At 72.3% G+C, this 24,108-nt stretch carries 24 protein-coding genes; 12 read left to right on the top strand and 12 right to left on the bottom strand.

Annotation, left to right across the window (positions count from 1 at the left end):
• Positions 1-106: 106 nt before the first annotated feature.
• From AB0I79_RS12065 to AB0I79_RS12050, 4 genes are all read right to left on the bottom strand, one after another.
• On the bottom strand, positions 107-1,396 hold the full coding sequence (locus AB0I79_RS12065) for a CU044_5270 family protein (protein WP_357870722.1): 1,290 nt from the start codon (positions 1,394-1,396) through the stop codon (positions 107-109).
• The gene (locus tag AB0I79_RS12060; RefSeq protein WP_357870719.1) at positions 1,389-1,964 is read right to left on the bottom strand and encodes an RNA polymerase sigma factor; all 576 of its coding nucleotides are present in this window, start codon (positions 1,962-1,964) and stop codon (positions 1,389-1,391) included. Before AB0I79_RS12060 ends, AB0I79_RS12065 begins: the two co-directional genes overlap by 8 nt.
• 80 nt (positions 1,965-2,044) lie before the next feature.
• Positions 2,045-2,761, bottom strand: a complete 717-nt coding sequence (locus AB0I79_RS12055; RefSeq protein WP_357870716.1) for a class I SAM-dependent methyltransferase — start codon at positions 2,759-2,761, stop codon at positions 2,045-2,047.
• 5 nt (positions 2,762-2,766) lie between these two features.
• A complete protein-coding gene (locus tag AB0I79_RS12050; protein ID WP_357870713.1) occupies positions 2,767-4,314 on the bottom strand; it encodes an alkaline phosphatase D family protein in 1,548 nt (515 codons plus the stop codon).
• Positions 4,315-4,532: 218 nt separating this feature from the next.
• Here AB0I79_RS12050 and AB0I79_RS12045 point away from each other — a divergent pair, with 218 nt between their 5' ends.
• Together AB0I79_RS12045 and AB0I79_RS12040 are read left to right on the top strand one after the other, a co-directional pair.
• Positions 4,533-5,810, top strand: coding sequence for a Glu/Leu/Phe/Val dehydrogenase (locus AB0I79_RS12045; protein ID WP_357870710.1), 1,278 nt, complete (start codon positions 4,533-4,535; stop codon positions 5,808-5,810).
• Between the two features lie 73 nt (positions 5,811-5,883).
• Positions 5,884-6,084, top strand: a complete 201-nt coding sequence (locus AB0I79_RS12040) for a hypothetical protein (RefSeq protein WP_357870707.1) — start codon at positions 5,884-5,886, stop codon at positions 6,082-6,084.
• A gap of 4 nt (positions 6,085-6,088) precedes the next feature.
• Here the strand turns inward: AB0I79_RS12040 and AB0I79_RS12035 are convergent, their stop codons facing one another.
• On the bottom strand, positions 6,089-6,535 hold the full coding sequence (locus AB0I79_RS12035) for a MarR family transcriptional regulator (RefSeq protein WP_357870704.1): 447 nt from the start codon (positions 6,533-6,535) through the stop codon (positions 6,089-6,091).
• Between the two features lie 46 nt (positions 6,536-6,581).
• Between AB0I79_RS12035 and AB0I79_RS12030 the strand changes: the two genes are divergently transcribed.
• The 4 genes from AB0I79_RS12030 to AB0I79_RS12015 are packed head-to-tail and all read left to right on the top strand — an operon-like array spanning position 6,582 to position 10,964.
• Positions 6,582-7,661, top strand: a complete 1,080-nt coding sequence (locus AB0I79_RS12030) for a substrate-binding domain-containing protein (RefSeq protein ID WP_357870701.1) — start codon at positions 6,582-6,584, stop codon at positions 7,659-7,661.
• A gap of 51 nt (positions 7,662-7,712) precedes the next feature.
• Positions 7,713-9,080 carry an APC family permease gene (locus AB0I79_RS12025; protein WP_357870698.1) on the top strand — a complete coding sequence of 456 codons (1,368 nt, stop codon included), beginning with the start codon at positions 7,713-7,715 and terminating at the stop codon, positions 9,078-9,080.
• Positions 9,077-10,084, top strand: a complete 1,008-nt coding sequence (locus AB0I79_RS12020; RefSeq protein ID WP_357870695.1) for an acetamidase/formamidase family protein — start codon at positions 9,077-9,079, stop codon at positions 10,082-10,084. The genes AB0I79_RS12025 and AB0I79_RS12020 overlap by 4 nt, the downstream gene beginning before the upstream one ends.
• Before the next feature lie 55 nt (positions 10,085-10,139).
• Positions 10,140-10,964 carry a hypothetical protein gene (locus AB0I79_RS12015; protein WP_357870692.1) on the top strand — a complete coding sequence of 275 codons (825 nt, stop codon included), beginning with the start codon at positions 10,140-10,142 and terminating at the stop codon, positions 10,962-10,964.
• 152 nt (positions 10,965-11,116) lie between these two features.
• Here AB0I79_RS12015 and AB0I79_RS12010 read toward each other — a convergent pair whose 3' ends face one another.
• From AB0I79_RS12010 to AB0I79_RS12000, 3 genes are read right to left on the bottom strand one after another with little or no spacing between them, the layout of a single operon-like run.
• Positions 11,117-12,031 carry a Gfo/Idh/MocA family oxidoreductase gene (locus tag AB0I79_RS12010; RefSeq protein WP_357870689.1) on the bottom strand — a complete coding sequence of 305 codons (915 nt, stop codon included), beginning with the start codon at positions 12,029-12,031 and terminating at the stop codon, positions 11,117-11,119.
• Positions 12,028-12,939 carry an NAD-dependent epimerase/dehydratase family protein gene (locus tag AB0I79_RS12005; protein ID WP_357870686.1) on the bottom strand — a complete coding sequence of 304 codons (912 nt, stop codon included), beginning with the start codon at positions 12,937-12,939 and terminating at the stop codon, positions 12,028-12,030. The genes AB0I79_RS12010 and AB0I79_RS12005 overlap by 4 nt, the downstream gene beginning before the upstream one ends.
• A 2-nt stretch (positions 12,940-12,941) precedes the next feature.
• Positions 12,942-13,295, bottom strand: coding sequence for a YrdB family protein (locus AB0I79_RS12000; protein ID WP_357870683.1), 354 nt, complete (start codon positions 13,293-13,295; stop codon positions 12,942-12,944).
• Positions 13,296-13,408: 113 nt separating this feature from the next.
• Between AB0I79_RS12000 and AB0I79_RS11995 the strand changes: the two genes are divergently transcribed.
• The 3 genes from AB0I79_RS11995 to AB0I79_RS11985 are packed head-to-tail and all read left to right on the top strand — an operon-like array spanning position 13,409 to position 15,336.
• A complete protein-coding gene (locus AB0I79_RS11995) occupies positions 13,409-14,101 on the top strand; it encodes a TetR/AcrR family transcriptional regulator (protein WP_357870680.1) in 693 nt (230 codons plus the stop codon).
• Between the two features lie 24 nt (positions 14,102-14,125).
• A complete protein-coding gene (locus AB0I79_RS11990; RefSeq protein WP_357870677.1) occupies positions 14,126-14,449 on the top strand; it encodes a helix-turn-helix transcriptional regulator in 324 nt (107 codons plus the stop codon).
• On the top strand, positions 14,446-15,336 hold the full coding sequence (locus AB0I79_RS11985; protein WP_357870674.1) for a hypothetical protein: 891 nt from the start codon (positions 14,446-14,448) through the stop codon (positions 15,334-15,336). Before AB0I79_RS11990 ends, AB0I79_RS11985 begins: the two co-directional genes overlap by 4 nt.
• 25 nt (positions 15,337-15,361) lie before the next feature.
• Here AB0I79_RS11985 and AB0I79_RS11980 read toward each other — a convergent pair whose 3' ends face one another.
• Genes AB0I79_RS11980 through AB0I79_RS11970 form a run of 3 tightly spaced genes read right to left on the bottom strand, consistent with a single transcriptional unit; the run spans position 15,362 to position 19,897 of the window.
• Positions 15,362-15,961: a TetR/AcrR family transcriptional regulator gene (locus AB0I79_RS11980; RefSeq protein ID WP_357870671.1), complete on the bottom strand. Its 600-nt coding sequence runs from the start codon at positions 15,959-15,961 to the stop codon at positions 15,362-15,364.
• A gap of 10 nt (positions 15,962-15,971) precedes the next feature.
• The gene (locus tag AB0I79_RS11975; RefSeq protein WP_357870668.1) at positions 15,972-18,524 is read right to left on the bottom strand and encodes a PEP/pyruvate-binding domain-containing protein; all 2,553 of its coding nucleotides are present in this window, start codon (positions 18,522-18,524) and stop codon (positions 15,972-15,974) included.
• Entirely contained in the window at positions 18,521-19,897 is a 1,377-nt protein-coding gene (locus AB0I79_RS11970) for an MFS transporter (RefSeq protein ID WP_357870666.1), read from the bottom strand. The genes AB0I79_RS11975 and AB0I79_RS11970 overlap by 4 nt, the downstream gene beginning before the upstream one ends.
• A gap of 158 nt (positions 19,898-20,055) precedes the next feature.
• On the opposite strand from AB0I79_RS11970, the gene AB0I79_RS11965 reads away from it, so the two are divergent.
• The 3 genes from AB0I79_RS11965 to AB0I79_RS11955 are packed head-to-tail and all read left to right on the top strand — an operon-like array spanning position 20,056 to position 22,249.
• Complete coding sequence (locus AB0I79_RS11965) at positions 20,056-20,448, top strand: GntR family transcriptional regulator (RefSeq protein ID WP_357870663.1); 393 nt, start codon at positions 20,056-20,058, stop codon at positions 20,446-20,448.
• Entirely contained in the window at positions 20,445-21,290 is an 846-nt protein-coding gene (locus tag AB0I79_RS11960) for an ABC transporter ATP-binding protein (protein ID WP_357870660.1), read from the top strand. Before AB0I79_RS11965 ends, AB0I79_RS11960 begins: the two co-directional genes overlap by 4 nt.
• Complete coding sequence (locus tag AB0I79_RS11955; RefSeq protein ID WP_357870657.1) at positions 21,287-22,249, top strand: hypothetical protein; 963 nt, start codon at positions 21,287-21,289, stop codon at positions 22,247-22,249. Before AB0I79_RS11960 ends, AB0I79_RS11955 begins: the two co-directional genes overlap by 4 nt.
• A gap of 69 nt (positions 22,250-22,318) precedes the next feature.
• On the opposite strand, the gene leuA is transcribed toward AB0I79_RS11955, so the two are convergent.
• Positions 22,319-24,028, bottom strand: coding sequence for a 2-isopropylmalate synthase (leuA, locus tag AB0I79_RS11950; RefSeq protein WP_357871641.1), 1,710 nt, complete (start codon positions 24,026-24,028; stop codon positions 22,319-22,321).
• Positions 24,029-24,108: the final 80 nt, after the last annotated feature.

The following is a 24,108-nucleotide window of genomic DNA, read 5'->3' as shown; positions in this document are numbered from 1 at the left end:
GGACCAGGGCCCACCCACCGCACGTGGCTGGGCCCTGTCCAGGGAGACGCTCCTCCGGTTCACGGGGTTGCGCACCGTTACGGCGCTTACTTGACCGTCTCCGTGGTCAATCGGTAACCGTCGGAACGGGACCGGCCGTCGGCATGTCCGCATCGGCCGATTCGGGCACCGCGCTGGCCGTCGGCGCACCGGGCGCCGGCGAGGCGGTCTCCGTCGGCATGTCAGGGGCCGGTGACGCGATCTCCGTCGGCGCATGGGGCGCCGGTGAGGCGGTCTCCGTCGGCGCGTCGGGGGCCGGTGAGGCGGTGGCCGGCGAGGCGGTGGCCGTCGGGGTGCCGGGGGCCGGGGACTGCGGTGGCGCGCCGGCCGAGACCTCGGATTCCGGCATGCAGCTCGCGTCCCCCTGCGCCTGGGCGGCCTCCTCCGGCAGCCGGTCCACCACCGACACGCTGAGCTGGGCCGTCAACGCCAGGATGCTGCCCTTCGGCGCCGCCGCGCCCTCGGCGACGACCTCCTCCCGCTCGCCCAGGTACATGAACGTCTCCGGGTCGAAGATGAGCTGGTTCTCGACTCCCCGTTCGCCGCCGGGCCTGGCCAGCGCGACGCCTTCGCGTCCGGCCGCGTCCTCGACCCCCTGCTTGGCCCGGACTCCGGGGATGGTCTTGATCGCCTCGAACAGCGCCTGGCGCTGTGCCCTGGGCAGGTAGGTCTCCGTGAGCATGCTGCGTGCGTGGTCGAGCGCCGAGAAGTCCCGGTCCCCGCCCTTGCCGCCCAGCCGGTAGAGGCGCTCGCGCAGGGCGGCGGGGTCCGCGGGCAGGGTGCTCAGGTAGGCGTAGTCGGTGCGGTACTCGCCCAGGCGGCCGGGGCAGGCGGCGAGCGTGTCCCAGGACGTGCCCTGCCAGCCCGTCTTCTCGGCCTCGGGCAGCTCCTCGCCGGGCCATGGCCGCGGCTCGCGGCCCTCCATCATCAGCAGGCCGCTCGCGCTTCCGTCCACCGACTGCCAGATCTTCCTGTGCGAGCGGTACAGGTGCCGCGACGCCTCCTTGCCGTCGGCGCCCATGGTGAACGACCCGTACATCGTCTCGGACTCGACCATGATGAACTGGCCGGGACGCGGGTGGAGCTCGCCGGGCGTCACCTCGGCCGACTGCGTCGCCGAGGTGGCCGGGCCGGGGCCCGCCCCCTGGTTCGACAGGGCCACGGCGACGCCGCCGACCAGCACGACCGTCACGCCGAACGCGGCGGCGGCCTGCCAGCCCAGCGGCGGCACCCGGAACCGGCCGCCGCCGCTGCGCGCCTGCGTCAGCAGCCGCTCCCGTGCCCGTGCCCTGGCCTCGGCCCCGTACGGTGGCGCCTCCGGCCGTCCCTCTGCGAACACGCGAATCTCGTCATCCATGCTGGGGCTCCTCTGCGAAGGGGTCGGTGCCGCCGAGCGCCCTGCGTACCTTGACGCGGAGCCTGTGCAACCGGGACCGGACGGTGCCGACGGGCACGCCGAGCGCGAGCGCCGCCTCCTCGTAGGTCAGGTCCGCCCAGGCCACCAGCAGCAGCAGGTCCCGCTCCGCCGCGCTGAGCCGGGTCAGCGCCCTGGCCAGGCGGGGCTGGAGCTGCTCGGCGGTGACCCGGTCGGCGCTGCGGTCGTCGAACGTGCCGGGGCGCTCCACGCTCACCCTGGCCATGGCCGCGGTGCGCCGCCGCTCCGCCCTGCGGTGCTGGGAGACGACCTTGGTCGCGATCCCGTACAGCCAGGGGCGGGCGTCGGGCCACGAGGGGTCGTAGCGGGCCCGGCCGCGGAAGGCGACCAGGAACACCTCGCCGGTCACGTCGTCGGCCAGCTCGCCCCCGAGTCGCCGGGCGGCGTACCTGTGGATCTCGTCGGCGTGCCGGTCGAACAGCGCCGCGAAGCTCTCGGGCGCGCCGATCGAACGGGCGATCAGCGTCGAGTCGTCGAGCGTGTCAGGCACATCCTGAACTCCCACCACGTGGCCGGTCCTCTCTCGTGCGGTCACCCTGTTGTTGGCCGCACGTCAAGGGCCGGTTCCCACTATTTCGGCATCCGCCACACCTGCATGCCCTCCGGGGCTTCGCCCGGCTCGAACCCGGCCTCCTTCAGCTCCGCCGCCAGCACGTCCCCGGCGGGCCAGTGCGCGGTGGTGACCAGCTCGTCCTCGCTGATCACCACGCCTTGCCGCCTGATCCGGTAGCGGAACCGCGAGGTGACGCGTTCCCCCTCGGCCTCCAGCACCTGCCCGGCGACCTCGTAGGTGTGCCTGCCGACCTGGTAGGAGCCCATGACCTGGAGCTCTCCCGGCACGGCCGGGGCGCGGTCGCGCCAGTTGAACACCAGCCGCCCGCCCGGCTCCAGCTGCCTGCCCAGCACCCGCCACAGCTCGGCCCGCTCGGCGGCGGCGAAGCTCTGCAGCACCGAGATCATCACGACGGCCTCGGCCGGCTCGTCCACCTCCACCTCCAGCGCCCCGCACGGCAGCACCGTCACCCGGCGCAGCGCCTCCGGGTCGGTGGCCAGGCGGGAGACCAGCACGGAGCGCATGCCCAGCGACGGCTCGACGGCGTGGATCTCGGCCGGGGTGACGCGGACGAGCAGCTCGGTGATCAGGCCGGTGCCCGCGCCGATCTCGATGACGCTCCGCCGCACCTCCGCCAGCAGCGGCGGCAGGAGCTCGCGGACCACGGGCACGTGGCCGTCCTCGTGCCACAGGTCGTAGAAGGGGACGGCGGGGGCGTAGGTGTCGTCATGCATGCGGTTCAGCGTAGGCGGGCGGTGTCGAGCGGTTTGACCACTTCGCCGGTGGAGCCGTACCAGGTGACCTCGTCAGGGAGGGTGAGCGTGGCCAGCGCGTTCTGGAACAGGGGGCCCTTGGTGATCTTCCAGCGGAACGGCGGGCGCGGGACGCCCGCCAGCCGCGCCAGCAGGCTGCCGACCAGGGTGGCGATCGAGAACTGGGTGAAGACGTTGGCCCAGCGCAGCATGCGGCTGAGCGGGTTGCGGATGGGCGAGCAGACGATCTGGAAGACCGGGCCCCTGTCGGCCTTGGCCAGGTAGGAGTAGTGCACGTCGCCCGACAGGATCAGCACCGGCTTGCCCAGCCCGATCAGCAGCTTCGCCAGGTCGTCGAACGAGCGCCGGAACGCCGCCCAGTGCTCCAGGTCGATGGCCTGGCGGAGCGTCTCGGACCACCGGCGCGCGAGCGGGCCCCACTTGCCGTCGCACAGGGCCTCGTTCCAGTTCTGCACGCCGTGGACGCCCTCGGGGAGCAGGAACGGGATCGACGAGCCGATGATCAGTCGCTCGGCGGGCCGCCGTACCTGCTCCTGCAGCCAGGCCCACTCCCCTGGGTCGAGCATGCGCCGGTCGCCGGGCGTGAGCTGCCTGGCGCAGCGGGTGTCGACGATGATCAGGCGGGCGGGGCCGAGGTCGCGGGCGTAGCTCCAGCGGTTGCTGCTCGGCTCGGTGTCGGCCCGCTCGGCGAACTCGTCGAGCGCCGCCCCGCCGTCGCCGGCCATCAGCTTGGCCAGCAGCTCGTCGTCGGCGCGCTCGGCGGGCGAGAGGTTGCCCAGGTGCTGGTAGACCCAGTACGCCCCGAGCCCCGCCACCACCCGGCGCCGCCACCACGGTGTCCTGGCCATCTGCTCGCGCCAGGGCTGCGAGGTGTTCCAGTCGTCGCGCAGGTCGTGGTCGTCGAAGATCATCGCGGTCGGCACGGTGGACAGCAGCCAGCGGATCTCCGTCTCGGTCCACGCCTGGCGGTAGAGCTCGGCGTACTCCTCGAAGTCGGCGATCTCGCCCTGCGGCTCGGTGCTCCTGCGGGAACGGATGTAGGCCAGCATGTCGGGCGAGGGGTTGTCGGCGTAGACCTGGTCGCCGAGGAGGAGCAGCAGGTCCGGCCACTCCTCGTCGCCGGCGTCCGGCAGGTGCTCGCCGAAGGCGCGCAGGACGTCGTCGCCGTGCGTGCGTACGGTGGCGGCGTCGTGGGGCACGCTGGTGCGGCACGAGCCGAACGCCAGCTTCCGCACCCCCTCCGGCCGCAGCAGCCGGATCCGGCTCGGCGGGCGACCCGCCATGGGCCATACCTGCTCCCCGTCGAGCGTGACCGCGTACGACGCGATATCCTGGGACAACTCGACGAGATCCACGATCGCGTAGTGGTGTCCGTGCACGGTGAAGGTAGGCGACCGGTAAGACCTGCCGTCCGCCTCCACGGTGACCGTGCAGGGTTCGGCGGTCTCCACCCAGATCGAGGCGCTGTCGGAGTCGACGTATCTCAGCATCGGCCCCACCACCAGTGCGGGCATTCCACTCCTCAATTCGTCGAAACCGTCACACTCTCGCTCCGCAAGCCTGCCAGAGTGGCACGGTCCACAGCACCCCGATCACCGGCTTGGATTTCTACCAATAACTAGGCAAGGTCAAACGCCCCGCTCTAGGATGATCGTGACAACAACGCCCAAAAGGGGAAGGCAACGGCGCTTTCTCCGCAAATAGGGCGTACATACCGGGAGGAACTTCTTCCATGAGCATCATGGTGCCGTCAACGACGCCGGCCCTGATCACCCCGGGCCGCCAGGCCCTCGACTCCGCTCTCCACCAACTCGACCAGGCCGCCGGGCACCTCGGGCTCGACGACGGGCTCCGCACCATGCTGGCCACGCCGCGCCGCTCGCTGACCGTCTCGGTCCCGGTGCGGCGCGAGGACGGCCGCCTGGACGTCGTCCAGGGCTTCCGCGTCCAGCACAACGTCTCGCGCGGCCCCGCCAAGGGCGGCCTCCGGTTTCATCCCGGCACCGACATCCACGAGGTCACCGCGCTGGCCATGTGGATGACGTGGAAGTGCGCGCTGGTCGGCATCCCGTACGGCGGCGCCAAGGGCGGCGTGGCCGTGGACCCGGCCGGGCTCACCACCCGGGAGCTGGAGCGGCTGACCCGCCGCTACGTCAGCGAGATCCTGCCGCTGATCGGCCCGGAGAAGGACATCCCCGCGCCCGACGTCGGCACCGACGAGCAGACCATGGCCTGGGTCATGGACACCTACAGCGTCAGCGCGGGCTACTCGGTGCCCGGAGTGGTCACCGGCAAGCCGATGACGCTGGGCGGCTCGCTCGGCCGCACCGGCGCCACCTCGCGCGGCGTGCAGATCGCGGCGCTGGCCGCGCTCGGCCGCTCGCCCGAGGGCGTGACCGTCGCCGTGCAGGGCTTCGGCAAGGTGGGCGCGCCGGCCGCGCAGTACCTGTCCGACGCCGGCTGCAAGGTCGTGGCGGTGTCCGACGTCACGGGGGCGGTGTACTGCGCCGGCGGTCTGGACGTGGCGCGCCTGCGCGCGTACGCGGCCGAGACCGGCGGCGTGCGGGGCTTCCACCACGCCGACGCGCTGTCCCACGACGACCTGTTCGAGCTGGACGTGGACGTGCTCGTCCCGGCCGCGCTCGAAGGCGTGATCACCGAGGCCAACGCGCCCAGGATCCGCGCCCGCCTGATCGTCGAGGGCGCCAACGGCCCCACCACGCCCGAGGCGGACGAGATCCTCGCCGCGAACGGGACCACGGTGGTGCCCGACATCCTGGCCAACGCGGGCGGGGTGATCGTGTCGTACCTGGAGTGGGTGCAGAACATGCAGGCGTACGCGTGGAGCTCGGGCGAGATCGAGCTCAAGCTCCGCGACCTCATGATGGGCGCCTTCTCCGAGGTCACGTCGCTGGCCGCGGAGCGCGGCCTGACGCTGCGGCAGGCGGCGCACGTGATCGGCGTGGGCCGGGTGGCCGAGGCGCACCAGATGCGCGGCCTCTACCCGTGAGCGCTACTTAAGTAGCGCGGGGCCCGCCCAAGGTTCGATGCCGGGGCGGGCCCCGCGTTGCGATCGTGGACGCATGAGAGGGTTCATCAACGTCGTCGCCGTGATCGCCGTCATCCAGGGGCTCGGCGGGTTCATCGGACGGATGTGGTTCGACCGCGAATGGGGGTTCCTGCACCGCTTGGTGGAGCTGCCCCTGCCGGGATACCTGGGCGTGGCGCTGGCCGGAGTGGTGGTGCTGGTCTGGGCGGACGTCTCCAAGAAGCACCAGGGGTGAGCCCTCAGACGCGCAGCTCGGCGTAGTCCAGGGCCTCCACCAGGCTCTCCAGGTCGCGCATGAGCCGCTCCGTGCGCTCCCGGCCGAACGCCAGCGCGATCACCGCCTGCTGCTCCGCCACGGCACCGTCGACCCGGGCCAGCAGCTCGGCCCCCCGCCCCGAGACGAAGACGGCCACCCTGCGCCGATCCCCCTTCGCCGGACCCCGGTACACCAGCGCCCGATCGATCAGCCGGTCCACGGCCTTGGTCAGCGTCGGGTGCGGCATCAGCACGGCCTCGGCGAGCTCGCCCATCGACTCGCCCCGCCCGTCGGCCAGCGCCCGCATGATCCGCCACTGCTCGACCGTCACGCCCTCGCCGGCCAGCACCGCCGCCAGCCCCCGGTTCACGCCCCGCTCCGCACGGCTGAGCAGGTAGGCGAGTGAGGACCCGAGCCCCGAGGTCGTCATGGTGAGTCCTTTCATCGGGGAGCTAGAAGGGAGGATACTCGTCGGCGTGGCGGCGACCGTCGATCCTCTCGAAGCGCGGCTCCTCCCCTCCGGCTCGATCAGGATCGGCCTGATCGTCCCCGTGTCCGGGGTGCTCGGCCTGATGGGCCCGTGTGCGATCAACTGCGCCGTGCTGGCGGCCGAGGAGGTCAACGCCCGGGGCGGGGTGCTGGGCCGGCCGGTCGAGCTGGTGCTGATCGACGGTGGGCGGCCCGCCGGGCAGGTCGCGGCCGAGGTGGCCGGCCTGGTCCGGTCGGGCACGGTGCAGGCCGTGGCCGGCGCGCACGCGAGCGACGTCCGGGTGGCCGTGGTGGCGGCGATCGCCGGGCGGGTGCCGTTCGTGTACGCGCCGCCGTACGAGGGCGGCGGCCGGGCGCCGGGCGTCTACTTCCTGGGCGAGACCCCCGACCGGCAGCTCGCGCCGGGCATCGAGCGGCTGGCGGGCCAGCGCCGGGCCCGCCGCTGGTACCTGCTGGGCAACGACTACATCTGGCCGCGCCTGGTGCACGCCAGCGCCCGCAGGCGGCTGCGCGCGGCCGGCGCCACGGTGGTGGGTGAGCGTTTCGTCCGGTACGGGGAGGCCGTGAGCTGGCTGGGCCGGGTGGCCGACACCCGCCCCGACGCCATCCTGCTGACGCTGATCGGCAGCGACCTGGTGGCCTTCAACCGGGCGTTCGCCGCGTCGGAGCTGCGGGCGGCCCGGCTGTGCGGGGCGCTGGAGGAGCACGGCCTGCTGGGCATCGGCGGCGACGCGACCGGCGAGCTGTACTCGTCCATGGGCTACTTCCGCGACCTGCCGACCCCGGCCAGCCTCGACTTCTCCCAGCGGTACACGGCCAGGTTCGGCGACGACGCGCCCATGCTGAACGCCCACGGCCACGGCTGCTACGAGGCGGTGGCGATGCTGGCCGCCCTGTGCACGCGGGCCGGCTCGCTGGCGGTGCCGGAGCTCGACGCCGTGGCCGACGGCACCACGATCACCAGCGCCCGCGGCACGCTCACGCTGCTCGACCGGCAGGTACGCCAGCCCGTCCACCTCGGCAGGGCCGACGGCCTGGACTTCTTCCTGGAGAAACCTTTTCAGTAGAAAGCTTTGGCTCTAAGGTGCCAATCGCCCCCCAAGCACTAGGAGCCGTACATGAGCAGCGTCGAGCAGTTCGGCTACCGCCAGGAGCTCAAACGCTCCCTCGGCTTCGCCGATCTGATGATCTATGGCTTGATCTTCATGGTGCCGATCGCCCCGTTCGGGATCTTCGGCAACGTCTTCGCCGTCTCCCACGGGATGGTGGCACTCGCCTACGTCATCGGTCTGGTCGCGATGGCGTTCACGGCGCTGTCGTACGCGCAGATGGCCCGGGCGTTCCCGATGGCCGGGTCGGTCTACACCTACGCGGGACGCGGCATCACCGCTCCCGTGGGTTTCGTCGCCGGCTGGGCGATCCTGCTGGACTACGTGCTGGTACCCTCGCTGCTCTACCTGGTGGCCAGCACGGCCATGAACTCGTTCGTGCCGGCGATCCCCGTCTGGGGCTGGCTGGTGATCTTCGTGTTGCTCAACACGGTCGTCAACTACCTGGGCATCCAGATGACGGCCAGGATCACCCGCATCATGCTGGTCGCCGAGCTGGCCGTCCTGGCGATCTTCCTCGTGGTCGGCGGCGTCGCGCTGACCCAGGGCAAGGCGCAGACCGGCTTCCTCACCCCGCTCTTCGACTCCTCCTCCTTCACCTGGAGCGTGGTGCTCGCCGCGGCTTCGGTGGCCGTGCTGTCGTTCCTCGGCTTCGACGGCATCTCCACCCTGGCCGAGGAGAACCGCGAGGACGCCCGGCGGCTCGGCCGCTCCATGGTGGCCGCGCTGGCGGTGGCGGCCGTGCTGTTCGTGGTGCAGACGTGGGTGGCGGCGCTGCTCACGCCCGACCGGGCCAAGCTGATCACCGAGGGCGACGCCGCGGGCAGCGCGTTCTACGACACCGCCGCGTTCGCCGGCGGGCAGTGGCTGTCGGTGCTCACCGCCGTGGCCACCGCCATCGCGTGGGGCTTCGCCAACTCGCTGGTCGCGCAGGCCGCCACCTCGCGCCTGCTGTTCGCGATGGCCAGGGACCGGCAGCTACCGCGCTTCCTGGCGGCCGTGGACCCCAGGCACCGGGTGCCGGTCAACGCCACCTTCGCGGTCGCCGCCGTCTCGCTGGTCCTCGGCATCTACATGAGCACCAGGGACAACGGCATCGGCGAGCTGGCCTCGCTGGTCAACTTCGGCGCCATGAGCGCCTTCCTGCTGCTGCACATCGCCGTGGTCGTGCACTACCTGATCAGGCAGCGCAGCCGTAACTACTGGGCGCACCTGATCGCGCCCGTGATCGGCTTCGCCGTCCTGGTGGCCGTCGTGATCAACCAGAACGTCGCGGCCCAGTGGGTGGGCGGCATCTGGCTGGCCGTCGGCCTGGTCGTCCTCGGCGGCTCGTACCTGCTGGGCCGCAGGCCCGAACTACCTTCGGAGGTCAAGTGAACGTCATCTCCTACCGTCCCGAGCCGGAGGAGCTGAGCTACACCTTCGGCGGCCGGCCGGCCGTCGGCAAGGTACGCCCCGGCACGATCCTGGAGCTCTACACCGAGGACTGCTTCGGCGGGCGCGTCCAGACCGTGGACGACCTGCCGTCGCGGGTGTGCGAGTTCCCGTACCTGAATCCGGTGACCGGCCCCTTCCACGTCGAGGGGGCCGAGCCGGGCGACACGCTGGCCCTGCACTTCATCAGGATCACCCCGGCCAGGGACTGGGCGGTCTCCACGACGTTCCCCCACTTCGGCGCGCTGACCGGCACGCACACCACGGCCACGCTGCAGCCGCCGCTGGAGGAGCGGGTCTGGCGCTACGACATCGACCTCGCCAGGAACGTCGCCGTCTACCACGCCCGCAACAGCGACTTCAGCGTCGCCCTGCCCCTCGACCCCATGCACGGCACGGTCGGCGTGGCCCCCGGCGCGAACGAGGCCCGCATGACGATCACCCCCGACGCGCACGGCGGCAACATGGACACCCCCGAGCTGCGCGCCGGCGTCACCGTCTACCTGGGCGTCAACGTCGAGGGCGGGATGTTCTCCATCGGCGACGGCCACGGGCTTCAGGGCCACGGCGAGGTGTGCGGGACGGCGGTGGAGTCGGCCATGAACACCGTGGTCGCGGTCGAGCTGATCAAGGGGGTGGCCACGCCGTGGCCACGTCTGGAGGACGACCTGCACCTGATGTCCACCGGGTCGGCCAGGCCGCTGGAGGACGCGTACCGGATCAGCCAGCACGACCTGGTCACCTGGACCTCCGAGCTGACCGGGCTGGACACGCTGGACGCCTACCAGCTCGTCAGCCAGGCTGGCCAGGCGCCTGTCGGGAACGTGTGCGACACCAACTACACGATGGTCGCCAAGCTGCCCAAGGCGTATCTCGGCGAGGCGGCGGGTGTCTACGAGTCGGCGCACGCCCGGCTACGGGCGCTCGGTTCCCAGTACACATCTTAGTAAACCCTCATGTCGCAGGTCAGAGGGCTGATCATCTTCGGCCTACAGTGGCAGGGTGCTCAGGTTGGCTCTGTCTCTCGTCCTGCTCGATCCAGCCGCCGTCGCCGAGGTGTCCCAACGTAACGTCCCCGTTCCCCGCGTGCTCACCCCTGACGGCGACCGCCTGGGCTACGCGCCGGTCCCGCGCCCCTACACGGGGGCGCGGCGGCTGACCGGGGTGCTGCTCGGCCGCGATCCGGTCGCGAAGACGGACGTGCTCTGCGGCGGCACGGTGATCGGCTCGCGCAGCCGCAGCCTGGTGCTGACGGCGGCGCACTGCCTGTATCACAACGGGCGGCTGCTCAAGCACCTGGCCTTCCTGCCCGGGTTCGACCGGGGCCGGCCGCCGCTGGGCGTCTGGCCGGTCGTGCGGGCGTGGGTGCCGGCCAGGTGGCGCAGCAGGCCGTACTCGCCGGAGCTGCTGCCGTACGACGTGGGGCTGGTCGGCGTGGCCGGCGGCAAGCAACCGCTGGAGTCGGTCACCGGGCGGGGGTTGTCGCCGATGCGCACGTCCAGGGGCACGCAGCTGCGCGGCCTCGAACTGCTCGGCTATCCGGCGGGCCGGGGGTATCCGGGCACGAAGATGTACCGCTGCGTGGGCGACGCGGTCGAGGGGGGCTTCGAGGGGCCGGGGCTGATGGTCACGCGCAACTGCCACGCCGCGGCGGGCGGCAGCGGCGGCCCGGCCCTGTACGGCGGGGCGGTGGCGGGCGTCGTGTCGTCGTCCAGCCCGCTGAACGACGCGAAGGGTTACACCGTGCTGACCCGGCTGGGGGGAAGGCCTTTCGAGCGGATGTTCGCCAGGGCCGACCGGGAGATGCGGCTCAGGCCGGCCGGGTGACGCTGACGAACCTCGGCCGCCCGACCGGCGGTACCGGGCCTCGGCGGGCCGGATGACGCTGCCTGGCCTCGTCCGCCGGGGTGACGGCGCCTGGCCTCGTCCGCCGGGGTGACGGTGCCGGGCCTCGGCCGCCCGGCTGACGCCATCAGGTCTCAGCCGCCCGCCTGCGGCTGCCCGGTCCCGGTCGCGTGGCGGACGATCTCCTCGCAGAGGGCGTGGGTGGCCAGCGCGTCGGCGGCGTCGAGGCGGCGCCCGTCGCGCACCGCCGACAGGAACTCCAGGCAGATCTGCTCGATCCCGCGCTGGCTCGCGACCGGCACCCAGTCGGGCCGCCGGGCGAGGGTCTCGCCGCCCTGGTAGTCGACGACGTCGCCGAGGTTGACCACCCGCCGCTTGACGCCGTCGCCCATGACCGCGCAGCTCTCCTCGGCGGCGCCGCTCATCCGGTTCATGATGCCGATGGCGGTGAAACCGTCGCCCGACAGCTCCAGGACGATGTGCTCGACGAGGCCGTCCCTGACGCGGGTCCTGATCGTGGTGCCGGTGACCGGGCCGGGCGCGAGGAACCTGAGCGTGTCGGCCACGTGGATGAAGTCGTCGAAGATCGCCCGGCGCGGGAAGTCGGGCAGGGTGTGCCGGTGCTTCTCCATGAGGACGAGGTGCCGGGGCAGGGCGGCCAGCTCGGCGTACCCGGGGGCGTGGCGGCGGTTGAAGCCGACCATCAGGGACCTGCCCTCCGCCTCCGCGAGGCCGACGAGCTGCTCGGACTCGGCCAGGGTGTAGGCGATCGGCTTGTCGACGTAGACGTGGATCCCGGCGCTGAGCAGCGGCTCGACGATCTCGGGGTGGGCGTCGGTGGCCGCGTGCACGAACGCCGCGTCCACCCCTGCCTTGATCACCGCGTCCACGCTCGTGGACCGGGTGGCGATGCGGTAGGTGTCGCCGAGCCGGTGCAGCCGGGCCTCGTTGCGGGTGCAGAGGTGCAGGTCGAGAGCGGGCTGGGCGGCCAGCACGGGAAGGTAGGCCTTCTCCGCGATGTCGCCCAGACCGATCATGGCTATCTTCATCCGTCGAGCGTAGCCTTGAGCGCCACGTCGACCGGGGTAGGCGCGGCGCCGAACGTACGCTGGAAGGCCGAGGAGTCGAGCACGTACGGCGCGGTGAACTGGTGGCGGACGTGCCGCAGCTCGCCGAGCATGGGCGAGAACAGCCCGGCCACCCGCACCAGCGGCCACGGCATCGACCGCAGCCGGGGCGCGGGGGCGCCCACGACGGCCGCCATGCGCCGCGCCATCTGGCGGAAGGTCAGCGGCTCCGCGGTGGGCACGTGCCACGGCCTGCCCCAGGCCCGCTCGTCCGCGCCCGCCGTGATCATCGTGTCGGCCACGTCCGGCAGGTACGTCCAGCTGTGCGGCATGTCGATCGGCCAGGGCGACATGATCGGCTTGCCCGCCTTGAGCGGCACGGTGAAGCGGTCGCCCAGGTAGGACTGGTCGCTGGCGCCGGGGCCGTAGTAGTCGGAGCCGCGGATCTCGGTGACCCTGATCCGGCCGGCCTCGTGCGCGGCCAGCGCGTCGGCCCACATCCGGGCGCGGACCCGGAACTTGGGGTTCGGGGAGGAGAGCGGCAGGTCCTCGGTCATGGGGGCCGTGACGGGCCCGTACGGGTAGAGGTTGCCGAGCATCACGTACACGGCGCCGCTCGCCTCGGCGGCGGCCAGGAACGACGCGGCCATCGGCGGCCAGTCGGTGAGCCAGCGGTGGTACTGCGGGTTGACGCAGTTGTAGAGGACGTCGGCGCCCCGGGCGACCTCGATCAGCCGGGCCTGGTCGGCGACGTCGGCGGCCACCTTGACCGCGCCTGCCGGGCCGCTGCCCGACCGGGTCACGACGACGACCTCGTGCCCCTGGGTGAGGAGCTTGCCGGCCAGATGAGCGCCGACCTGCCCCGAACCCACCACGACGTGCTTACCCATGATCAGACCTCGTTCCAGACGATGCGGAGAACCGCGTTGACGATGAAGAGTGCGGAGAAGACGACGGCGGAGGTGATCAGCCCGGAGGCGTAGAGCGCCAGGGCGCCGCCGCCGAACCAGAGGATCTCCAGCGCGGCGCGGGTCAGGCCGGTGAGCGGGTACGTGGCGTTCGCGCCGCCGCCCGCTCCGAACAGGGCCCACGCCGTGATGAACAGCGCCGGGCCGCCGAGCCCCGCCAGCAGCTTGACGCCCCAGTTGGGGCTGACGGTGAAGCCCCAGTAGGCGACGGAGGCCAGCACGCCGAGCTCCAGGAGGAACATCAGCAGCGCGTTGGCGTTCTTGGCGAGGGCGAGCATCGGGGCCTCCGGGTGGGGTGTTCCGCTTACGAGAGCAATGCTCTCTCAAGAGAGCACCAGTCGTCAAGAGCAGTGCTCTCGTTTGTTGGCACCGCTCTGATAATCTGCTGCCCATGACAGCCAGCCGCACTGCCAGAGAACGCGTCAGGGCCGAGCTCACCAAAGAGATCACCGACATCGCGCGACGCCAGCTCGCCACCGAGGGGGCCGGCGGCCTGTCGCTGCGGGCGGTGGCACGGGAGATGGGCATGGTCTCCTCGGCCATCTACCGCTACTTCCCGAGCCGCGACGACCTGCTCACCGCACTGATCATCGACGGCTACAACGCGCTCGGCGAGGCCGTCGAACGCACCGAGGCGGAGGTCCCCCGCGCGGACCACCTCGGGCGATGGCTGGCCGTCTGCCACGCCGTGCGCGAGTGGGGGGTGGCCCACCCCCACGAGTACGCGCTGATCTACGGCTCCCCCGTCCCCGGCTACCAGGCGCCGCAGGACACGGTCGAGGCCCGCATCCGCGACGTGGCCGTGCTGGGCCGCCTCATGTCCGACGCCTGGCAGGCGGGCGCGGTGCGCGCGCCGGAGGAGGAGGCGCCGCGGGAGCTCGATCCGGACGTGACCGGGTTCCACGACCTCATGCCCGGGGTGCCCGACAACGTGATCTGGCGCGCGCTCACGGCGTGGACGACCCTGTACGGATGGGTCAGCTTCGAGGTGTTCGGCCAGTTCGACAACACCATCGAGGACCGGCGCGGCGCCTTCGAGCACAGCATGCGGGTGACGGCGGGCACGATCGGACTTGCTCAGTGAGACTTACTAAGTTTTACTGAATACATGGCTCGCAAGTCTCAGGAGCTCGGCCGCTTCACGGACGTGGCGCTGCTGGTGCTCATCAGCCTCGCAGAGGGGCAAAAACACGGATATCGAATGATCAGCGACATCGAGGAGTTTTCGGGCACGTCGCTGGAGCCGGGCACGCTCTACGGGGCGCTGATGCGGCTGGAGCAGCGCGGCTGGATCGAGCCGGTCGAGTCGTCTGAGCGGCGCAAGCCGTACCGGATCACCGGGAGCGGGCGTGACGCGCTGCGCGAGCAGCTCGCCACGCTGCGCCGGGTGGAGCAGGCGGGGGTTCGGCGAGTGGCATGGGGGCAGGCATGATGCGAGCCGTGGCGGGGGCCGTGCTGAGCCTCTACCCGAAGGCGTGGCGGGACCGGTACGGCGAGGAGGTCGCCGACCTGATCGCCTCACGGCCGGTACGGCTGCGCACGGTGACCGACCTGGCCGCCGGGGCGGCCGACGCGTGGCTGCACCACCGCCGCATCCCCGGCGCCCGGCCACTGCGCCTGCCGCTCGCGGCGGTCCTGGTCGCCGGCGTCTACGCCCTGTGGCTGCTGTGGGGCCCGGCCGTGCGTGACGCGTCCGGCCTCCGGTTCCCGTGGGAGCAGGCCGCGGAGGCCGGCTGGTTGTTCAGGACGGCCACGTCGTGCTTCGTCGCGGCGGGCGCGATGACGCTGCTGTCACCCTGGCAGCTCGGCATCGCCGCACGCGCCGCCGGCAAGCAGGCGCCCTACGGGGTGGCGGCGCGGGCGACAGGGCGGCGGGTGCTGCTGACGGCGCTCGCCGTGGCCTTCCCGATCGGCCTCGTCCTGCTGACGTACGCCGGCCTCGCGCTGGGCTGGGGGCATCCCGTTGCCGCGCTCGGCGGCGCCATGACCGGCGGCTTCTTCGTACCGGCCCTCATGGCGCTGGTCCTGCCGCTGCCGCTGACCGCGATGGCGTCCCCGCTGATGGCGGGCGCGGCACGGGCCGCCGGCAGGTCGCTGGCGGTAGCGGCCGTGCTGAACGCGATCGCCTGGCTGGCCGTGGCGGGGCTGCTGGCGCTGGGGATGCGGGACGGGTCTGCGTGGTACGTGGCGGCGGTGGCGGCCGGCGCGCTGACCAGCATCGGCGTGGCGGCGCTGGTCGCGCGGACCGCGCTCGGGCGCTCCCCGCACGACCCGGCGGTCCTGCCCGAGCACCCGCCGCTCGGCCCGACCCGCCTCTGAGCAACCCCGCGAAGGCGCGGCGCGGTCAGCCGGTGGCGTGCGGTTTGAGCAGGGGCACGAGCACCTCGTCCACGATCTCGACCACCAGCCGCTCCGGGATCGGCGGCCCCTCGAAGAGGAAGTGGTGGCGCAGCAGCGCGTGCCCTGAGTCGAGGCGCCGCGGGGTGACGTCCGCCGGATCCACCTCGCCGCGCTCGACCGCCCGGCGCACGACCTCCTCCATCAGCTTCCTGGCCGTGCCCTGGGAGTTGCGCCGCATGGTGCTCAGCGGCGACTCGCCCCGCAGCGCCTCGCCCAGCAGCCCGCGCATCGCCTCACCGGCCGGACCGGACAGGGCCTGCGCCGTACGGGTGAGCATGGCGAGCAGGTCACCACGCAGGCTGCCGGTGTCGGGCGAGCTCTCCGGGTTGGGCAGCGACTGGTAGACCGCCTCCATCACCAGCTCGATGCGGGTGGGCCAGCGCCGGTAGAGCGAGGCCTTGCTGGCCTTGGCGCGCTCGGCGACGCGCTCCATGGTCAGCCCGGCGTAGCCGACCTCGGCCAGCTCGTCGAGGGTGGCCTGGTAGATCGCGGCGCTGAGCGCCTCGCCCCGGCGTCGTGGCAGCTTGCGGTGGTCGGTGACCATGGCATGCATTCTAGGAAGCGCCGGCGCCTGTGCCCGAGCCGGAGCTGGTAGCAGCGCTCGTGGCAGCGCCTGTGGCAGCGTCGCGGACGGTGCCGGTGTCGCCGTTGACCGTGACGAGCTGCCCCTCCGCCAGCACCGAGGTGCCCGTGCCGGTGCCCATGACAGCCGGGATGCCGTACTCCCTGGCCACGATCGCCGCGTGCGAGGCCGCGCCGCCGGTGTCCACCACCACGGCCGCCGCGTGCTGGAACAGCGGCGTCCACGACGGGTTCGTGTACGGGCAGACGAGCACGTCACCGGCGGCGAGCCGGCCGAAGTCGGCAGGCTTCACGATCACCTTCACCGGCCCGGTCGCGGTGCCGCCGCCGGCCGGGGCGCCGGTGAGCAGCGCGTCGCCGGTATCGGCGGGCGGGAAGACCGCGGCCGGGTCGATGAGCCGCATGCCCGAGAGCTCCTCCCGCTTGAGCGCCCGCCGGCCGACGGTCTCGCGCAGCCGCTCGGCGTCCGCCCCGCGCAGGGTGGCCACGTCCTCGATCTCCTCCAGCTCCGCCATCCGCAGGTGGAAGACGTCCTCCGGCGCGGCCAGCACGCCCGCGTCGCGCAGGCGGCGGCCCAGCTCCAGCAGCGACCTGCGCAGGACGGGCTGCGGCATCGTGAAGTAGAAGTGGCTGTCCTCCCTGAACGCGACCCCCGCGCGCGCCGCCTCCACCCAGCGCGTGATCAGCGCGCGGCGGCGCTTCGAGCGTCGCAGCAGGGGGTGGGCGAGCAGGGGCTCAAGCGCGCCATCCGGCTCCTTCCGCGCAGGCGACCCCGCGGCCAGCACCTTTACCAAGTCAAGCACCACCTCGGGGGCGTCCGCCCAGGTGGGCGGGGTGACGAGGATGGGGCTGGCGGTCTCTCGGTGGCCGTACTCGTCCAGGAACGCCGCCAGCGCGTCCGCGAACTCGGCGGGCGGCGGGCCCGGCTCCAGCGCTCCCGTGCGCCGGGCCACCTCGGCCAGGCGTTCCAGAGCGCGGTTGGTGTCCGTGGTCCGGGTACGCGCCCCGTGCAACAGATCGGCGAACAGCTCCCGGCGCCCCAGCAGCCGGACCGCCACCAGCAACCGCAGCAACGCCAGCCCGGTGCCCGGCAGGTAGTCGACGCGCAGGTCGGCCACGGGCGAGACCAGGGCGAGCGCCTGCCGGGGCACGCGCAGCAGCTCCGCCCACGGCATCGCCCGCAGGTCGCGGGCACGCAGCGCCTCGATCGCCGCCAGGTAGTCGTGGAAGCGCCGGTCCTGCGTCCACCGCGCGGGGTCGTACCGCATGGCCTTGGCCAGCACCAGGAACGGCGCCGCGAGCACCTTCGGGGCCGGCTTCGGCGCCGGGGGCAGCAACCGGTGGACGACCTCGTCCTCCTCCTGCAGGAAGCCGTCGAACGCGCGCCGCACGCCGAAGCTGCCCAGGACGTTGCGCATCAGCCCCGCCGGCCCGTACGGGACCCAGGTGGACATGTCGATCGGGTACGGCCGCACGGGCAGGTACTCCAGCAGGACCGTGGCCAGGCGGCGCTGCACCGGGTTGAGCCGGCCCACCGGGGGCGGCGGCAGCGCGGTCATCGGGCGCGCCTGCAGCAGGTGGAGCCGCCCGCCCGCGTACGCCCACTCGATGTCCTGCGGCCGCCCGAAATGCGCGGCCACGCCGCGGCCCAGCCGCCCCAGCTCCGCCACCACCGCATCCGGCAACCGCCCGGCCCACTCCCCCGCCCCGCCGCCCGCAGGCCGCCCGGCCGACTCCCCCGCCTCGCTGTCCGCCTGCCGCTTCGCCGCCCCGCTGTCCGCCTGCCGCTTCCCCGCCTCGCTGTCGGTCTGCCGCCGGGCTCGTGCCTGATCCCCGCTCTCGCGGATGACCCCGCCGCCGGCCGCGCTGCGGATGACCACCTCCCGGCGTCCGGGCGTGAAGTCGATGCGCCCGCGCGCGTCCAGCACGTAGTGGTCCGGCGTGACGAGCCCGGAGACGACGGCCTCGCCGAGCCCGCTGCTGGCGTCGATGACGAGCTGCGCGCGGTCGCCGGTGACCGGGTCCGCGGTGAACATGACGCCCGCCACCTCGGCCTCCACCATGCTCTGCACGACCACCGCGATCCGCACGCCGGCGTCGTCGATGCCCAGCCTGGCGCGGTAGGCGACGGCGCGCTCGGTCCAGAGCGAGCCCCAGCAGCGGCGTACGGCGTCGAGCAGGGCCTGCTCGCCGACGACGTTGAGGTAGGTGTCCTGCTGGCCGGCGAACGCGGCACCTGGCAGGTCCTCGGCCGTGGCGCTCGACCGCACGGCCACGGGCCCGCCGCCGAGCCGGGCGTACGCGCCAGTGATCGCCTGCCGCACGTCCTCGGGCAGCTCGACCTGCTCGGAGCTGACCCGCGGGTCCCCGCCCCGGGTGACCAGCTCGTACGCGTGCGTGGTGACGACGAACCCGTCGGGCACCGGAAAGGCGTTCCTGACCAGCTCGCCCAGGTTGGCGCCCTTCCCACCGGCGATGGCCAGGTCGGCGCGGCCGAAGGCGTTCAGGGGTGCGACGAGTTTCACGGATTCTCCTCGACATGAGCGGTGGTACGAAGCGGGCGCGCGGGCAGCGCCAGGGCCAGGAAGAAGGCCACGACCAGCAGCGGCGCCATGGCCGCGAAGACCGGGGGCGCGGCGGCGGCGAACGCCTCACGCACCCCTTCCGGCAGGCTCGACGGCGAGGTGCTGGACAGTCCCGATCGCAGCGTGATCAGCGCCCCCACCAGCGCGACCCCGGCCGACGCCCCGACCTGGCGCAGGAACGTCACCGACGAGGTGGCGGCGCCGAGGTCGGCGTGGTCCACGGCGTTCTGCGCGGCCAGCACCATGACCTGCATGACCAGCCCGACCCCGAGCCCGGTCAGCAGCAGGGCGAGGACGAGCACGACCGGCCCGGCCCCGGCCAGGCCCATCAGCCCGAGCCCGGCCGCCGCCAGGGCCGTGCCCGCGACGGGGTACGGCTTGTACGTGCCTGTCCTGGTGATGAGCCGGCCGGAGACGACGGTGGTGAGCAGCACGCCGCCCATGAGTGCGGTCACCAGCAGCCCGGCCTGCGTGGCGCCGGTGTGCAGGGCGATCTGCGCGTACGCCGGCAGGTACGTGATCGTCCCGAACAGCGCGAACCCGATGAGCAGGCTGATCGCCACGGGCACGGCGAACGCCCGGTCGCGGAACAGCCGCAGCGGCAGGATCGGATCCCGCGCGAACCGCGCGCTGACCAGCCACGCCACCACGCCCGCGGCGGCCAGGGCCAGGTAGGCGGGATTCCCGCTCTCCCCCACCATGACCACCCCGACCACGGCGACGGCCAGCGTGGCGGCCCCGGCCACGTCGAGCGGCGCCCTCGTACGGGGCCGCGGCAGCTTCAGCGCCACGCTCAGCAGCACCAGTGCCAGCAGCCCCAGCGGCGGGTGGACGGCGAAGATCCACCGCCACCCCGGCCCGTCGACGAAGAACCCGCCGACCAGCGGCCCGCCCACGGCGGCCACGATGTACGCGGCGCCGAACAGGCCGAGGTAACGCCCCCGCTCCCGCGGGCTCACGATCTCACCGATGATCGCCTGAGCTCCGATCATGAGGCCGCCGCCGCCCAGCCCCTGGATCGCGCGGAAGGCGATGAACTGCGGCATCGTCGTGGCCAGCCCGCACAGCACGGCTCCGGTCACGAAGATCACGATCGCGGCCTGCATGGTGGGCTTGCGGCCGTACCGGTCGCCGAGCTTGCCGTAGACGGGCATGACGACGGTGGCCGCGACGAGGTAGGCGGTGACGACGGCGGGCATCCGGTCGAGCCCGCCCAGCGCGCCGGCGACGGCGGGCAGCGCGGGCGCCATGATCGTCTGATCCAGCGCGCCGAGCAGCATCGCCAGCATCAACCCGGCCAGCACGAGCCCCACGACACCGCCTCCTTAGTAAACGGATCGTTCTCTAAGAAGCATAGGATTCAACTCATAGAAACGCAACGTTCACTATGCGGCGGCGGTGCGGCAGGAATTGACAACATCTCCTCCATCCAACACCCTTTCACTACTTAAATAGTGAAAGGGTGCTTCGGTTGATCGAATTCAGCCTGGACCGCGGCTCGGGGGTCTCGACGTACCTCCAGCTCGTTCACCAGGTCAAACAGGCTCTCAGACTCGGCACGCTCCGGCCCGGTGACCAGTTGCCGACCGCCCGCGAGGTGGTGGAAAGCCTGGCCATCAACCCCAACACCGTGCTCAAGGCGTATCGGGAGCTGGAGCGCGAAGGGCTGGTCGAGGGCCGGCCGGGGATGGGGACGTTCGTCCGCCAGGGCATCGCAGGTGCGACGCTCGCCGAGCACACGCGGCTGCGGCGCGGCCTGGAGGCGTGGATGCGCGACGCGCTCGCGGCCGGGCTCGATCAGGAGGACGTGCGGACGCTGTTCGCCGTGGTCCTGGCCGACGCCGCGAAGAAGGGGGTGGCATGAGTCCCGCGCTGGAGGCGACCGGGCTGGGAGTCCGTTATCGCCGTACCTGGGCCCTGCGCGACTGCTCGCTGTCCGTGCCCGCCGGACGCGTGGCGGCGCTCGTCGGTCCCAACGGCGCAGGCAAGACCACGCTCATGCACGCGGCCGTCGGCCTGCTGCGGCCGGCGCTGGGAAACATCCGGGTGGACGGCGCGGCGGCGTTCGTGGCGCAGGACAAGCCGCTGTACGAGAGCTTCACCGTCGCCGAGATGCTGGCCTTCGGCCGCCGCATGAACGCCCGCTGGGACGGCACCGCCGCCGCCGGCCGGCTCGCCGGGCTGGGCATCCCGCTGAACCGGAAGGTGAGCGGGATGTCGGGCGGGCAGCAGGCGCAGGTGGCGGTCACGCTGGCGCTGGCCTCCAGGCCCGACCTGCTCGTGCTGGACGAGCCGCTGGCCAACCTCGACCCCCTGGCCCGCCACGACGTGATGCGCACGATCATGGCGGAGGTCGCCGAGCGGGAGCTGACCGTTCTGCTGTCCTCGCACGTCGTCTCCGATCTGGCGGAGACCTGCGACTGGCTGATCGTGCTGAACGGAGGGCGGCTGCAGGTCAGCGGCGACATCGAGGAGTTGCTCGACGGGCATCACCTGCTCACCGGGCCGGAGGGAGCCTCGGCGGCGGGAACGCGGGTGGTGGGCGCGAGCCGTACCGGCAGGCAGGTCAGCATGCTGGTCAGGGGAGCGCTCCCGGCCGACCCGCGCTGGCAGGCGCGGCGTCCGGGGCTGGAGGAGCTGGTCATGGGTTACCTGCGCAGCCCCGAGTCGTCGGCGCTGCCGGGGCTGACGGGGGTGGGCGCGTGATCTGGGTGACGTGGCGCCAGCACCGGGCGCAGATCCTGGTGACGGCGGGCTTCCTGGCGGTGCTGGGAGCCCTGCTGCTGGGCTCGGCGGTGGAGGCGAGCCGGTACGTGGCCGAGCACGCCCCGCCGGGCTGCCCGGGGCCCGCCGTGGCGTGCGGCGACCTGGCGGTGGCACTCGGGCAGCGCTACGACGCGGTCTACTCGTTGTTCGGCTGGATGCCGCTGGTGGCGCCGGCGCTGATCGGGGCGTTCTGGGGGGCGCCGCTGCTCGGGCGCGAGTACGAGCGCGGCACCCACCGGCTGGCCTGGACCCAGTCGGTGCCCGTGTGGCGGTGGCTGGCGGTCAAGCTGTCGGTCCTGGGCGCGGCCGTGGTGGCGGGCGGGCTGCTGCTCTCGCTCATGGTGAGCCTGTGGCGGCCGGTGTTCAGGACGGGGCTGGACTCCACGTTCGGCAACATCGGCGTGTTCAACATGGTCGGGCTGGCGCCGGCCGCGTGGTGGCTGTACGCCTTCGCGCTGGGCACGGCGGCCGGCACGCTGTTCCGGCGTACGCTGCCCGCGATGGCGCTGGCTGTGGCGGGGGTGGCGGTGACGATGTTCACGCTGTTCCAGGTGAGCGACCACTACGCCGAGCCCGCGCGCGTCGAGCTGTCCGGCACCGTGCTGCTGGACGATCCCGACGCCCGGCTGGTGAGCGCCACCTGGGTGGAACCGTCCGGGAAGGAGGTCGCCGAGCCGTCGGACAGCGGCTGCCAGCGTCGCGTGGACACGCGGCAGAGCAGCAGGCACGCCGAGGCGTGGCAGGCCTGCCTGTTCGGCAAGGGCTACCGTTACGCGGTGTACTTCCACCCGCCGTCGAGGTTCTGGCGCTTCCAGTGGACCGAGGCGGGAATCCTGGCGTTCGCGTCCGCGGCCCTGGGCGGCCTGGCCGTACGCCGGACCCTGCGCCGCCCCGGGTGACACGTTCCCTCGCCTCCGGCACGTCAGGGGTACGGGACGCTCGCCGTACCCCTGACAGAGCAGGAGGCGTCAGCGGGCAGCGCGGTTGACCGCGGAGATGATGGCCTTCAGCGAGGCGGTCGTGGTGTTGGCGTCGATGCCCACACCCCACAGCACCTTCCCGTTGACCTCGCACTCCAGGTAGGAGGCGGCCTTGGCGTCGGTGCCCGCGCTCATCGCGTGCTCCACGTAGTCGAGGACCCGCACCTGCATGCCGACCCGCGCGATCGCGTCGATGAACGCCGAGATCGGGCCGTTGCCCTTGCCCTCGATCTCGCGGATCTCACCGTCGAGGCGCACGTCGGCGCTGATGAGGTCCTTGTCGTCGACCGTGGACTCGTGACGGTGCGCCATGAGGCTCAGGCGGCCCCAGCGGTTGGCCGGGTTGGGCAGGTACTCGTCGCGGAAGATCTCGAACATCGCGGCCGGGCTGATCTCGCCGCCCTCGCTGTCGGTGCGCGCCTGCACCACCTTGGAGAACTCGATCTGCAGCCTGCGCGGCAGGTCGAGCTGGTGGTCGGCCTTCATGATGTACGCGACGCCGCCCTTGCCCGACTGGCTGTTGACCCGGATGACGGCCTCGTAGCTGCGCCCGATGTCCTTCGGGTCGATCGGCAGGTACGGCACCGCCCAGGCGAACTCGTCCACCGGCACCCCGGCCGCGGCCGCGTCGCGCTCCAGGTGCTCGAAGCCCTTCTTGATGGCGTCCTGGTGGGAGCCGGAGAAGGCGGTGTAGACCAGCTCGCCGCCCCACGGGTGGCGCGGGTGTACGGGCAGCTGGTTGCAGTACTCGGTGACCCGGCGGATCTCGTCGATGTCACTGAAGTCGATCTCGGGGTCGACGCCCTGGGAGAACAGGTTCATGCCCAGGGTGACCAGGCAGACGTTGCCGGTGCGCTCGCCGTTGCCGAACAGGCAGCCCTCGATGCGGTCGGCGCCCGCCATGTAGCCCAGCTCGGCGGCGGCCACGGCGCTGCCGCGGTCGTTGTGCGGGTGCAGCGACAGGATGATCGAGTCGCGGCGCTTGAGGTTGCGGTGCATCCACTCGATCTGGTCGGCGTAGACGTTGGGGGTGGCCATCTCGACCGTGGCGGGCAGGTTGATGATCACCTTGCGGTCGGGCGTGGGCTGCCACACCTCGTTGACCGCGTCGCACACCTCGACGGCGTACTCCAGCTCGGTGCCGGTGAACGACTCCGGGGAGTACTGGAAGAAGACGTCCACGTCGGTGGCGTCGGCGAGCTTCTTGACCAGCTTGGCACCCTCGACGGCGATGGCGGTGATGCCGTCCTTGTCCTGGCCGAAGACGACGCGGCGCTGCAGGGTGGAGGTCGAGTTGTACAGGTGCACGATGGCCTGCTTGGCGCCCTCGATGGACTCGAAGGTCCGCTCGATCAGCTCGGGACGGGCCTGCGTCAGCACCTGGATGACCACGTCGTCGGGGATGCGGCCCTCTTCGATGATCTGCCGGATGAAGTCGAAGTCGGTCTGCGAGGCGGCGGGGAAGCCTACCTCGATCTCCTTGTACCCCATGCGTACCAGCAGCTCGAACATCTGGAGCTTGCGGTGCGAGTCCATCGGGTCGATCAGGGCCTGGTTGCCGTCGCGCAGGTCCACGGCGCACCATCGCGGCGCCTTGGTGATCACCTTGTCGGGCCAGGTGCGGTCGGTCAGCCGGATGGGCTCGAACGGCTGGTAACGATGGACGGGCATGCGGCTGGGCTGCTGAGCGGTCATGATCGGATGCTCCTCGTCGGTCTCAGGAAGAAAGCGGCCGACGCGCATGACTCGCTCCGCGGCGAGGGAGCCGGCCTTACAGG

This window comes from Nonomuraea sp. NPDC050202, assembly GCF_040656115.1.
Lineage (GTDB): Bacteria > Actinomycetota > Actinomycetes > Streptosporangiales > Streptosporangiaceae > Nonomuraea.
Note: the sequence above shows the minus strand (reverse complement) of the source record. Positions and strands in the feature narration are given on the sequence as shown.

Bases quoted from the DNA above. Each gene is read 5' to 3' on its own strand.
- AB0I79_RS12065 (WP_357870722.1), bottom strand. From the start codon at position 1,396: ATGGATGACGAGATTCGCGTGTTCGCAGAGGGACGGCCGGAGGCGCCA.
- AB0I79_RS11990 (WP_357870677.1), top strand. From the start codon at position 14,126: ATGGCTCGCAAGTCTCAGGAGCTCGGCCGCTTCACGGACGTGGCGCTG.
- AB0I79_RS11960 (WP_357870660.1), top strand. From the start codon at position 20,445: ATGAGTCCCGCGCTGGAGGCGACCGGGCTGGGAGTCCGTTATCGCCGT.
- AB0I79_RS12055 (WP_357870716.1), bottom strand. From the start codon at position 2,761: ATGCATGACGACACCTACGCCCCCGCCGTCCCCTTCTACGACCTGTGG.
- AB0I79_RS12035 (WP_357870704.1), bottom strand. From the start codon at position 6,535: ATGACGACCTCGGGGCTCGGGTCCTCACTCGCCTACCTGCTCAGCCGT.
- AB0I79_RS12005 (WP_357870686.1), bottom strand. From the start codon at position 12,939: ATGGGTAAGCACGTCGTGGTGGGTTCGGGGCAGGTCGGCGCTCATCTG.
- AB0I79_RS12040 (WP_357870707.1), top strand. From the start codon at position 5,884: ATGAGAGGGTTCATCAACGTCGTCGCCGTGATCGCCGTCATCCAGGGG.
- AB0I79_RS12050 (WP_357870713.1), bottom strand. From the start codon at position 4,314: ATGCCCGCACTGGTGGTGGGGCCGATGCTGAGATACGTCGACTCCGAC.
- AB0I79_RS12000 (WP_357870683.1), bottom strand. From the start codon at position 13,295: ATGCTCGCCCTCGCCAAGAACGCCAACGCGCTGCTGATGTTCCTCCTG.
- AB0I79_RS12045 (WP_357870710.1), top strand. From the start codon at position 4,533: ATGAGCATCATGGTGCCGTCAACGACGCCGGCCCTGATCACCCCGGGC.
- AB0I79_RS12010 (WP_357870689.1), bottom strand. From the start codon at position 12,031: ATGAAGATAGCCATGATCGGTCTGGGCGACATCGCGGAGAAGGCCTAC.
- AB0I79_RS11995 (WP_357870680.1), top strand. From the start codon at position 13,409: ATGACAGCCAGCCGCACTGCCAGAGAACGCGTCAGGGCCGAGCTCACC.
- AB0I79_RS12025 (WP_357870698.1), top strand. From the start codon at position 7,713: ATGAGCAGCGTCGAGCAGTTCGGCTACCGCCAGGAGCTCAAACGCTCC.
- AB0I79_RS11980 (WP_357870671.1), bottom strand. From the start codon at position 15,961: ATGGTCACCGACCACCGCAAGCTGCCACGACGCCGGGGCGAGGCGCTC.
- AB0I79_RS11985 (WP_357870674.1), top strand. From the start codon at position 14,446: ATGATGCGAGCCGTGGCGGGGGCCGTGCTGAGCCTCTACCCGAAGGCG.